This window comes from Gaiella sp. (assembly GCF_057140465.1).
Genome location: NZ_DBNHWK010000094.1, coordinates 1 through 10,256, shown reverse-complemented (window position 1 = coordinate 10,256; position 10,256 = coordinate 1). Strand labels below are relative to the sequence as shown.

The 10,256-nt window shown below is 73.2% G+C and carries 13 protein-coding genes and 1 pseudogene; 3 read left to right on the top strand and 11 right to left on the bottom strand.

The annotated features are described in order from the left end of the window. The 5 genes and pseudogenes from AC162C_RS13360 to AC162C_RS13340 all read right to left on the bottom strand — a co-directional run. Positions 1-780: pseudogene (locus tag AC162C_RS13360) on the bottom strand (malate synthase A); the annotation flags it as partial. 77 nt (positions 781-857) lie between these two features. Further along, a complete protein-coding gene (locus AC162C_RS13355) occupies positions 858-1,496 on the bottom strand; it encodes an RraA family protein (protein ID WP_484097976.1) in 639 nt (212 codons plus the stop codon). Positions 1,497-1,571: 75 nt separating this feature from the next. Beyond that, positions 1,572-2,474, bottom strand: a complete 903-nt coding sequence (locus tag AC162C_RS13350; protein WP_484097975.1) for a U32 family peptidase — start codon at positions 2,472-2,474, stop codon at positions 1,572-1,574. Next, positions 2,471-2,887, bottom strand: coding sequence for a nuclear transport factor 2 family protein (locus AC162C_RS13345; RefSeq protein ID WP_462974128.1), 417 nt, complete (start codon positions 2,885-2,887; stop codon positions 2,471-2,473). Before AC162C_RS13345 ends, AC162C_RS13350 begins: the two co-directional genes overlap by 4 nt. Further along, entirely contained in the window at positions 2,874-3,086 is a 213-nt protein-coding gene (locus tag AC162C_RS13340) for a hypothetical protein (protein WP_484097974.1), read from the bottom strand. Before AC162C_RS13340 ends, AC162C_RS13345 begins: the two co-directional genes overlap by 14 nt. Before the next feature lie 17 nt (positions 3,087-3,103). On the opposite strand from AC162C_RS13340, the gene AC162C_RS13335 reads away from it, so the two are divergent. Both AC162C_RS13335 and AC162C_RS13330 read left to right on the top strand, forming a co-directional pair. Then, complete coding sequence (locus tag AC162C_RS13335) at positions 3,104-3,616, top strand: nitroreductase family protein (protein WP_484097973.1); 513 nt, start codon at positions 3,104-3,106, stop codon at positions 3,614-3,616. Beyond that, positions 3,613-4,590 (top strand): ROK family protein, encoded by a 978-nt coding sequence (locus AC162C_RS13330; RefSeq protein ID WP_484097972.1) that lies wholly within the window; start codon positions 3,613-3,615, stop codon positions 4,588-4,590. The genes AC162C_RS13335 and AC162C_RS13330 overlap by 4 nt, the downstream gene beginning before the upstream one ends. Before the next feature lie 129 nt (positions 4,591-4,719). Here the strand turns inward: AC162C_RS13330 and AC162C_RS13325 are convergent, their stop codons facing one another. Then, complete coding sequence (locus AC162C_RS13325) at positions 4,720-5,727, bottom strand: dipeptidase (protein WP_484097971.1); 1,008 nt, start codon at positions 5,725-5,727, stop codon at positions 4,720-4,722. Positions 5,728-5,797: 70 nt separating this feature from the next. On the opposite strand from AC162C_RS13325, the gene AC162C_RS13320 reads away from it, so the two are divergent. Then, positions 5,798-6,775, top strand: coding sequence for a Gfo/Idh/MocA family protein (locus AC162C_RS13320; protein ID WP_484097970.1), 978 nt, complete (start codon positions 5,798-5,800; stop codon positions 6,773-6,775). Between the two features lie 9 nt (positions 6,776-6,784). Here the strand turns inward: AC162C_RS13320 and AC162C_RS13315 are convergent, their stop codons facing one another. From AC162C_RS13315 to AC162C_RS13295, 5 genes are all read right to left on the bottom strand, one after another. Beyond that, positions 6,785-7,192 (bottom strand): hypothetical protein, encoded by a 408-nt coding sequence (locus AC162C_RS13315; protein ID WP_484097969.1) that lies wholly within the window; start codon positions 7,190-7,192, stop codon positions 6,785-6,787. Between the two features lie 2 nt (positions 7,193-7,194). Continuing rightward, entirely contained in the window at positions 7,195-7,584 is a 390-nt protein-coding gene (locus tag AC162C_RS13310; RefSeq protein WP_462974118.1) for a M67 family metallopeptidase, read from the bottom strand. Then, positions 7,581-8,813 (bottom strand): pyridoxal-phosphate dependent enzyme, encoded by a 1,233-nt coding sequence (locus AC162C_RS13305; protein ID WP_484097968.1) that lies wholly within the window; start codon positions 8,811-8,813, stop codon positions 7,581-7,583. The genes AC162C_RS13310 and AC162C_RS13305 overlap by 4 nt, the downstream gene beginning before the upstream one ends. Then, a complete protein-coding gene (gene moeB, locus AC162C_RS13300; protein WP_484097967.1) occupies positions 8,810-10,018 on the bottom strand; it encodes a molybdopterin-synthase adenylyltransferase MoeB in 1,209 nt (402 codons plus the stop codon). The genes AC162C_RS13305 and moeB overlap by 4 nt, the downstream gene beginning before the upstream one ends. Before the next feature lie 78 nt (positions 10,019-10,096). Next, complete coding sequence (locus AC162C_RS13295; RefSeq protein WP_484097977.1) at positions 10,097-10,243, bottom strand: hypothetical protein; 147 nt, start codon at positions 10,241-10,243, stop codon at positions 10,097-10,099. Positions 10,244-10,256 lie beyond the last annotated feature (13 nt).

Genomic DNA, 10,256 nt, shown 5'->3' with positions numbered 1-10,256 from the left:
GAAGCTGAAGATGTAGTCCCAGCGGCCGCAATTGAGCCCGGCGGCGTGCGGCCGCAGCTCGTAGAGGATCTCGTCCATCTCGAAGGCCGCGAGGATCGTCTCGATCAGGACGGTCGCCTTGATCGTGCCGCGCGGCACGCCGAGCGTGTCCTGCGCGAACACGAAGACGTCGTTCCAGAGGCGGGCCTCGAGGTGCGACTCGAGCTTGGGGAGGTAGAAGTAGCGCCCGTTGCGGCCGTGGTTGCGGTGGAAGTAGAGCCCGAAGTCGAAGAGGCTGCCGGACATCGCGACACCGTCGACGTCGAAGTGCCGCTCGTCGAGGTGCCAGCCGCGCGGGCGCACGAAGAGCACCGCCGGGTCGTCGACGAGCCGGTACTCCTTGTCGGGGGTGACGAGCTCGATCGTCCGGTCGAGCGCGTCGGTGAGGTTCCGCTGGCCCTGGACGCAGTTCTCCCACGTCGGCGAGTTCGCGTCCTCGAAGTCCGCCATGAACACGCGGGCGCCCGAGTTGAGCGCGTTGATCACCATCTTCCGGTCGACGGGCCCCGTGATCTCGCAGCGGCGGTCGGCGATCTCCTCCGGGAACGGGGCGATCCACCAGTCGCCCTCCCGCACCGACGCCGTCTCCGCGCGGAAGTCGGGGAGCTCTCCTCCGCGGAGGCGGGCGAGGCGGGCGGCGCGGTCGGCGAGCAGCTCACGGCGGCGGTCGTCGAACTCGCGGTGGAGCGCGACGAGGAACGCCCGGGCGTCCACGGTGAGGACGTCGGCCGCGTCGGTCATCGCGCGATCATCTCACGAGCCCGGGGACGATGTCGCGAGCGCACGGCCCGGCTCGTACGTCGAGCCGCGTCGTCGCATCAGAAGGTCCCGTAGCGCTCGTACGCCTCGAGCGGCGAGACGCCGCGCGTGACGGCCTCTCGGATCTCGTTCTCGGTGCCGACCTTCCGCTCGGCCTCGGCGAGGACGTCTGCAGCGACATCCACCGGGACGACGACGACACCGTCCTCGTCGCCGACCACCCAGTCGCCCGGTGCGATCCGCACCGTCCCGATCGTGATCGGCACCTGCGTCGCCGTCACCTCCCAGCGCCAGGTGCAGTCCTCGGGCGTGACGTGCCGGGCGAAGACGGGGAGCCCCTGCTCGGCGATGAAGCGCGTGTCCCGACATCCGCCGTCGATCACGCAGCCGGCCACGCCTCGCGTGAGGAGCGACGTCGCCGAGAGCTCGCCGAAGTGCGCCGAGCGCTCGTGATGGCACTGGTAGACGGCGACCTGACCGGTCGGCACGGCACCGAGCATCGCCAGGGTCTTGCGGATCGCGCCGTCCCAGTCGCCGTGGTCGGCCGGTCGTCCCTCGACCGTGAAGGCCTGGCCGGCGACGCGCATTCCGGGGACCAGTGGCCGGATCTGCGGTGGGAGCGTCTGCTCGCGGAGCCCCCGCTCGTCGAGGACGTCGGCGAGGGCGGCCGTGTAGACGCCGGCGAAGCGCTCACGCATGGGCCGACCCTAGACGATCCACCGTGGCCGGGCGCCGACGCGCGCCCCGCCCTCGCGGCCGGGGCGTGCCGCCCGCTACGGCGTCGGGATCGCGAGGTCGCCGGGGACGTCGGCGCCGCGCCCCTCGACGAGGTCCGGCGCGAGCTCCTCGAGGAGTCGCAGCACGAGCTGGGTCCGGCGGACGCGCTCGCGCGAGAGCGCGACGGCAGTGCCCTCGAGGTGGAGGCCGGACGGGTAGATGTTCGGGGCGTTGCGGAGGCCGACCTTGACGTACAGAGGAGCGGCGGCGCGCACCATCGCCGGAACGTCGTAGTGGCGGACGAAGCCACCCTGGTCGTCCGGCGCCTCGACGTACATGTCGAGAGGCGCCGTGCACGCGGCGCGCACCTCTCCGAGCTCCGCGACCGAGAGGTCGGTGGCGACGTTGATCGTCGTCGCCCCGAGGCCCTGCAGGACACGTGCCGTGGCCCCGTTCGCACAGGCGAGCAGCACCGAGGTCTTGAGCGCGAGGCCCGGGGGGAGGTCGCCGGCGGCGCGCAGTTGCCCGAGCGTCGCGAGGACGCCCACGTCGGCGACGAGGAACGACCGGATGCCGTGACGGAGGCCGCGGCGCACCTCGGCGAGGCACTGCTCGATCCCCGCCGCCCCGCGCGCGACACCCGCCACCGCGGTCGTGACGTGCGACTGCCCCCCGACGTCCCAGGCGCCGCGGGGGCCGAGGAACAGCGACACCTCGACGCCGTGCTCCGCGCCGAGCTGCGCCATCTCGTCGAGCTCGACGTCGGTCAGCATCATCACGCCGGAGCCCTGCGACACGCGGCGCACCGGGACGCCGCGTGCGACGGCCTCCTCGAGCACGGCCCGCATCGCGACCGGTCCCTCGACCGACGGGATCTCGACCCGGTATCGCAGCCCGTCGGCGAACCGGTGCCCGCTCTCGCGCACGTCCTCGCCCTCCGTCGCGTCCGTGCCGCTCACGCGTCAACCCTCTCAGGTCCGGCGCCCCAGAAGGCGTCGAACTCCTCGGGGTCCGAGGGGAGTGCGAGCACCGAGCGCACCTGCCCGTCCGCGACCTCTGCGAGCAGCAGCTGCTCGAGGTCCAGCGTCCGGCCCGCGCGTACCCCGGTCGCGCGATAGAGCGCCGCCGCGCGATCCTCGGATGCGAGCACGTCGACGAGCGCCGACGCGTACGTCCCGCCGGTCTCCTTCGGGAGGCGCGCGAGGAAGCCGAGGATCGCGGTGCGGCCGCGGTAGGTGCCTGCCATCGCGCCGCGGCCCGGGACGATCCAGACCGCATCCTCCGCGAGCAGGTCGCGCAGCGCGAACGCGTCCCGGCTGGCGAACGCCGCGAACATCCGGTGCAGCACACCGGCGTTCTCAGCGCTCCCCACGCTGCGCCTCCCACTCGATGATCAGCTCCGTGACGTGGCGCCGCTGCGCGTCCGTGAACGCGAACCGCTCGAGCAGCCGGCGGGCCTCGGCCGGGTCGTCGTGCACGACCGCGGCCTCGAGGCGCTCGCGATACGGCGTCGGCTGGCGGAGCTGCCGTCGGAGCCAGCGGAGGAGGCCGACACGCGCACTCGTCGTCACCGCACTAGGCTACGCGCGTGGACGCGTTCCTCGCCATCGCGAGCAGGCGCGACGAGCGCCGCTACCTCGCGGGCCCGCTGTCGGAGGAGACGGTCGACCGGATCCTCGATGCGGGCCGGCTCTCCGGCTCGAGCAAGAACCGCCAGCCGTGGACGTTCGTGGTGCCGACGAGCCGCGCGCGCGTCGAGGCGCTCGCGGAGGCGGTCTGGGCGCCGGAGAACGTCCGGGCCGCGGGCCTCGTCGTCGCGATCGTGGTTCCCGTCGGCCGCGCCGCCTTCGATGCCGGCCGCGCGGCACAGAACATGCTCCTCGCGGCCTGGAACGAGGGGATCTCGTCGTGCCCGAACGGCGTGCGCGACGCCGAGGCGGCGTGCCGCGCCCTCGCGCTCGGTGACGACGAGGAGCCCGTGATCGTGCTCTCGTTCGGCCGTCCCGAGCGTGTGCGCGACCCCGAGTCGCGATCCGCGTCCGAGTGGAGCGAGCGGGCGAACAGAAGGCCGCTCGACGAGACCGTCAGGAAGGTCGCATGACGCCGAGCTCGCCCGCCCGCGGCGGGCTCGACCTGGGAGGAACGAACATCCAGGCGGTGGTCACGGGGCGCGCCGCGACGGTCGTCGGGCATGCGCGTCGCGACACGCCGCGACGTGGCGGTGCCGAGGCGGTCGTGCACGACTTGGCGATCACGATCCGGGAGGCCGCCGCGGACGCCGGGCTCCGGCTCTCCGAGCTCGACGGCGTCGGTGTGGGCGTCCCGGGTGAGATCGACACGGAGGAGGGCACTGTCACCCAGGTCGCCAACATCGAGGAGTGGGAGAAGGAGTACCCGCTCGCGGCGGAGCTGTCGAACGCGCTCGGCGGCCTTCCGGTGTCCCTCGGCAACGACGTCACGGTGGCCGTCGAGGCCGAGCGGCGCTACGGGGCGGGACGCGGGCTCCGGAGCTTCCTCGGCGTGTTCTGGGGCACCGGTGTCGGGGGCGGCCTCGTCGTCGACGGGCGACTCCTGCGGGGCCGTGGCTCGGCCGGCGAGATCGGGCACGTGTGTGTGAAGCCAGGCGGTCGCCGCTGCGCCTGTGGCCTGCGCGGGTGTCTCGAGGCCTACGCGGGACGGGCGGCGCTCGAGCAGCGCGCGCGCCGCGAGGCGCGTCGCCGGAAGACGGTCCTCTTCGACCTCATGCGGCAACGCGGTCGTGAGCGCCTGACGAGTGGGATCTGGCTGCGTGCGCTCGACGCCGGCGACGCCGTCGCACGCGACCTCCTCGACGACGCCGTCGCCGCGCTCGGCGTCGGCATCGGCGCCGCGGTGACCCTGCTCGACGTCGAGGCGGTGATCGTGGGGGGCGGTCTCGGCGAGCGGCTCGGCCCGACCTGGCTGAAGCGCATCGAGAAGGCGGCCCGCCCGCACACGTTCTTCCACACGAGACCGGTCTACCGGCTCGTGGAGCTCGGGGACATGGGCGGCGCGATCGGCGCGAGCCTGCTCGTCCACGCCCGCCGCGCCGCCTGATCCCGGTGCTCGTCACCCGCGCCCGGCAGAGCCTCGGGGCGGCGACACGGGGCGGCAGCGACTCGGCCCCGTCTCGCCGTGGAGCGCCGGTGAGGCGGAGCGGCGGGTCGAGGGCGGCTCGGCGACCCGCTAGTCGAGCGCGCGGCGGAGGAACCGGAGCAGGTTGCCGCTCGCGACGGCCTCGACGTCGGCGTCCGGCCACCCGCGCTCGCGGAGCGCCGCGACGAGCCTCTGGTAGTCCTCCGGCCCCGTCAGCCCCTCGATCCCGGCGCCGGGTCGGTGCCCGGCGGGCGTCAGCCCGTCCTCCGGCAGCGCAGGGGTCGGCATCGCCTCCCAGAGCCGGCGGGTGAAGTCGCCGCCGAGGCAGACGCCGTCGACGCCCACCACCTCCGCGGCGTGCTCGAGGTGCTCGATCACGCCTGCGATCGTCGCCCGGTCGGGCCCGATCGCGATCGGGTGGAGCATGACCCCGACCAGGCCGCCCGCAGCGGCGAGCGCACGGAGCTGCCGGTCGTCGAGGTTCCGGGGGGTGTCGTGCACCGCGCGGCAGCCGCCGTGCGAGGAGAGCACGGGGTGCCCGGGGGCACGCTCGAGGATCTCGTCGAACGCCCCACTCGACGCGTGGGCGAGGTCGATGATCACCCCGAGGGCGACGAGCCGGTCGACGAGCCGGCGCCCGAGCCGGGAGAGGCCGCCGCCTTCCTCGCCCGTCCCGTCGGCGAAGGCGTTGCGCAGGTTCCAGGTGAGGCCGGCCATCCGCACGCCGAGCGCGTGGAACACGTCGGCCGGCCACGTCTCGACGCCGAACGGCTCGACACCCTCGAGGGAGAGCATCAGCCCGATCCGCTCGCCGTGCTCGACCGGATCGAGGTCGGCGGCGGTGCGCACGTGGATCAGCCGCCCCGGCGACTCGTCGACGGCGTGGTGGAAGGCGGCGACGAGGGCGAGCGCCTCGCGCAGCGACCCTTCCGGCTGCACGGCGTGGCCGACGAAGACCGGGCAGACCTGGAGGCCGACGCGGCCCTGCTCCAGGAGCGGCAGCCACGTGCGTGCGAACACGCCGGTCTCGCCCAGCCGGCGCTCCCGGTACGCGAGCTCGAGCAACAGGTCGACGTGGGCGTCGGCGATCACGGTCATCGGTCTGCGCTCACCGTCCGTGCAGCGTATCGCCGCCCCGGGGTGCCGACGATGTGAAAGGCTCCGCTCGATGAGCGCTCTCCGCCTCGGGCTCCTCTCGACCGCCAAGATCAACCGCGAGATCCTCGCTGCCGCGGCCGACTCGGGCCGTGTGGACGTCGTCGCGGTCGGGAGCCGGGACGAGGCGCGGGCGCAGTCGTACGCCGCCGAGCACGGCATCCCCCGGGCCCACGGCAGCTACGAGGCGCTCCTCGACGACGGCGAGGTCGACGCCGTCTACATCTCGCTCCCGAACGGCCTGCATCACCCGTGGACGATGCACGCGCTCGCGGCGGGCAAGCACGTGCTCTGCGAGAAGCCGTACTCGCGTCGTCCCGCCGACGTCGAGGAGGCGTATGCGGCCGCCGGCCGAGCCGGGCTCGTGCTGATGGAGGCGTTCATGTACCGCCACCATCCGCAGACCGCGGAGATCGCGCGCCTGGTGCGGGAGGGAGCGATCGGTGCGCCGGTGGCGGCCCGCGCGACGTTCACCTTCCCGCTCCGCGACCTCACCGACGTGCGCGCGCGCCCCGAGCTCGACGGCGGCGCCCTGATGGACGTCGGGTGCTACTGCGTCAGCGGCGCCCGGCTGCTCGCCGGCGAGCCCGTGTCCGTCGTCGCCGAGCAGGTGACCGGCCCGACCGGGATCGACATGGCGTTCTACGGGACGCTGCGGTTCGCCGACGACGTCGTCGCCCAGTTCGAGGCGTCCTTCGTCGCGCCGCGGCGCCAGTACCTGGAGGTCGTCGGCGAGGACGGGGCCCTCGTCGCACAGGCACCGTGGCGGATCGACTGGCCCGGGGAGCTGCAGCTCGTGCGCGACGGTGCCGTCGAGGCGGTCGACGTCGCGCAGGCGAACTCCTACCGGCTCCAGCTCGAGAACCTCGCCGACGCCGTCGGCGGAGCCGCTCCGCCGCTCCTCGGGCGCGACGACGCGCTCGGCCAGGCCCGCACGATCGAGGCCCTGTACAGGAGCGCCGAGGTCGGCGCGGCGGTCGTGCTCTCCTAGGCGCCGTCGCTAGCCGACGGTGAGCTTGTTGCCGGCCACCTGGCCCGTCACGATCACTTCGGCGGTCGAGGGGACGTCCCCGTCGTAGCCGACGAGGACGAGCGACGGTTTCCCACAGGCGGGCGGAGAGCCCTGGGCCGAGGAGCAGAGGTACGTCGTCCCGCCGACGTCGACCACCCAGCCGCGCACGTTCAGGTCGCCCTCGAGGATGAGCGTCTTCACCTCGTCGATCGACAGCCCGCCGTCGCCGTTCGTCCCTCCACCACCGCCGGAGCCCGTGTCGGGCGCCTCGGTCGCATCGCCCCCGGCTGCGGTCTCGCCGCCTCCGGAGCCGCTCCCGCCGCCCCCGCAGCCCGCGGCGACGCCGAGCGCCGCTGCGCAGAGAAGCGCGCCGACGTGCCCGCGTCTGATCTTCATGCTCACTCCGCCTCCTCGTGGTCGCGCACCGCGAGACGTTCGATGACGCCGGCCTCGATCCTCCAGGCGGCCAGTTCGTCGGTGCGCAAGGTGTAGATCACGTAGGGCTTCCCTTCCCACAGCCCGATGTTCTGGACGTCCGTCCGCGACGGGCGGGGCGGGGAGGATACATGGGAATGCACGACGGCGAGGTCGTATCCGTCGTCCTCGACGAACCAGATGCGGGGATCGTCCATCCGGAGGTCGAACCGGTACGGCGACGCCGCGGCGTTGACGCCGCGCTCGTACCGCTCTGCGATCCCGTCCCGCAGCACGAGGAGTCCGCAGGACTCGTTCGGCGCCTCCTCACGAGCGTGCCGGACGAGCTCGTCCCGCACGGCTCCCGGGATCACCACCAGACGGTCTTCTCCATCGTCCGCTCGATCTCGCCGCCCGACTCCGCATCCCAGAAGTCGGCGGAGAGGTACTTCCAGCCGCCGTCGGCGAGCACCGCGACGACGACGCCCTCGTCGAGCTCTGCGGCGAGGCGCCGGGCGACGTGCACGACGGCGCCACACGAGACGCCTGCGAAGATGCCTTCGAGCGCGAGCAGGTCGCGCATCGCCTGCACCGAGTCCTCGTTCGACACGAGCACCTTCCGGTCGAGCTTCGAGACGTCGAGGATCGGCGGCACGTACCCGTCGTCGAGCGAGCGCAGCCCCATCACCGGGTCGCCGGGCAGAGGCTCGGCCGCCGCCAGGACGACGTCCGGGAAGGACTCCCTGAGCCGCTCGCCGACGCCCATCAGCGTGCCGCCGGTGCCGAGCCCCGCGACGAGCACGTCGACACGGTCGAGCGCGTCCGCGATCTCGGCACCGGTGCCCTCGTAGTGGGCGCGGGGGTTCGCCGGGTTCGCGTACTGGAACGGCATGAAGTAGCGGGAGTCCTGCTCCGCGAGCTCGAGCGCGAGCCGGACGGCGCCGTTCGACCCCTCGTCACCGGGGGAGAGCACGATCTCCGCGCCGTACAGGCGGAGGAGTCGCTTCCGCTCCTCGGTCGCGTTCTCCGGCATCACGCACGTCAGGGGGTATCCCTTCAGCTTCGCCACCATCGCGAGCGCGATCCCGGTGTTGCCGGACGTCGGCTCGAGCAGCCTGCGGCCCGGCTGCAGCTCGCCCGTCGCCTCCGCCGCCTCGATCATCGACTTGGCCACGCGGTCCTTGATCGACCCCGTCGGGTTCTGGCCCTCGAGCTTCGCGTAGAGCTGGACACCTGAACGGGGCACGAGCCTCGACAGTCGGACGAGCGGCGTGTTCCCGACGAGGTCGAGCGCCGAGCGGGCGATCGTGGGGGCGCACGGCTCCCCGACGTCGGTCCCGCCGGCCATCGCCGGGAGGAGGATCATCGTCGAGCCCTCGGGCACGGCGGTGTCGAGGCCGTCCAGGGTGCGGACGTCCTCGCCGCCGAGGTAGACGTTGACGAAGGGGGCGATCTCGCCGTCGGCGAGGATCTGCGCGCCGAGCGCCGGGTAGCGCGTCGAGAGGTCGGTCAGCACCTCGCGCACCGTCGACCCCGCCGCCTCGACCTGGCGCTCCCCGCCGACCTCGGCGCGGAGCGTGGGTGGGATGCGGACGGTCGTCACCGATGCGCCCCCGAGGTGACTGCGGCGTCGGCCCGTCCCGCGCCCGGCCCCGCGCAGAACTCGACGTAGTCGACGTACTCGGTGATCGTCGGCTCGTCGCCGCAGACGGGGCACGAGGAGTCGCGGCGCACGGCGACCTCGTCGAACGTCGTGTGCAGGGCGTCGAACAGCAGCAGGCGCCCGGTCAGCGTGTCGCCCGCGCCGAGGATCAGCTTCAGCGCCTCGCTCGCCTGGAGCGAGCCGACGATGCCCGGGAGCACGCCGAGCACCCCGCCCTCGGCGCAGCTCGGTGCGAGCTCCGGGGGTGGTGGAGCGGGGTAGAGGCAGCGGTAGCAGGGGCCCTCACCCGGCGCGAACACGGTCACCTGGCCCTCGAACCGGTAGATCGACCCGTGCACGACCGGGATCCCGTGCCAGATCGACGCGTCGTTCACGAGGTACCGCGTGGGGAAGTTGTCGGCGCCGTCGACGACCACGTCCCACCCGTGGGCGAGGATCCGCTCGACGTTCTCCGAGGTGAGCCGCTCCTCGAAGGGGAGCACGGTGACGTCGGGGTTCAGCGCCTCGATCGTGCGCTGTGCCGAGACGACCTTGGGCTCGCCGAGCCGCTCCGTCGAGTGCACGATCTGCCGCTGCAGGTTGGAGTCGTCCACGACGTCGGCGTCGACGATCCCGAGCGTGCCGACGCCCGCGGCTGCGAGGTAGAGCGAGGCCGGGGAGCCGAGGCCGCCGGCCCCGACCAGGAGGACACGGGCGTCGAGCAGGCGTTGCTGGCCGGCCTCGCCGACCTCGGGGATCAGGAGATGACGCGAGTACCGCGTCCGCTGCGCGGGCGAGAGCGAGCGCGGCAGCGTCGTCTCGAAGCCCGACCGCTTCCACTCCGCGTAGCCACCGGCGAGATTGACGACGTTGCGGTAGCCGAGCTCGAGGAGCGTCTTCGTCGCGAAGGCGGACCGGGATCCCGCCGCGCAGTACACGACGATCTCGCGCTGCCTGTCCGGGACGACCGACTCCACCCTCGACTCGAAGTACGTGCGGGGGAGGTGCGTCGCACCGGGGATGTGCCCCTCGGCCCACTCGTCGGGGTCGCGCACGTCGAGGAAGAGCGCGCGGGAGCCCGCGCCGAGGCGATCGCGTGCCTCAGCGGCCGAGATCTCGTCGATCTCGGCGCGCACGCGGGCGAGCAGTTCGCGGTACGTCGCCATTACTTCCACGAATATAGCGATAGACGGGTGGCGACGGCGAGCCTGTCGTGCGACGCGACCGGAGCCGACGCGGAGTCGCTAGCGTGACGACGTGAGCCCTCGCGCCCGTGTCGCCGTCGTCACCGGTGTCGCCGCGGCCGCCGCGGCCGTCGCCGCGCTGCGCAGCAGCTTGGGCCAGAGCTGGCGGAACAGGTCTCGAGAACCGTAGACGTCGGCGCTCTGCAGCCGGCCGTCGATC

What these genes read in the sequence shown, in the direction of transcription:
- AC162C_RS13355 (WP_484097976.1), bottom strand. Translation starts at nt 1,496, where the DNA reads ATGCGTGAGCGCTTCGCCGGCGTCTACACGGCCGCCCTCGCCGACGTC.
- AC162C_RS13330 (WP_484097972.1), top strand. Translation starts at nt 3,613, where the DNA reads ATGACGCCGAGCTCGCCCGCCCGCGGCGGGCTCGACCTGGGAGGAACG.
- AC162C_RS13325 (WP_484097971.1), bottom strand. Translation starts at nt 5,727, where the DNA reads ATGACCGTGATCGCCGACGCCCACGTCGACCTGTTGCTCGAGCTCGCG.
- AC162C_RS13320 (WP_484097970.1), top strand. Translation starts at nt 5,798, where the DNA reads ATGAGCGCTCTCCGCCTCGGGCTCCTCTCGACCGCCAAGATCAACCGC.
- AC162C_RS13315 (WP_484097969.1), bottom strand. Translation starts at nt 7,192, where the DNA reads ATGAAGATCAGACGCGGGCACGTCGGCGCGCTTCTCTGCGCAGCGGCG.
- moeB (WP_484097967.1), bottom strand. Translation starts at nt 10,018, where the DNA reads ATGGCGACGTACCGCGAACTGCTCGCCCGCGTGCGCGCCGAGATCGAC.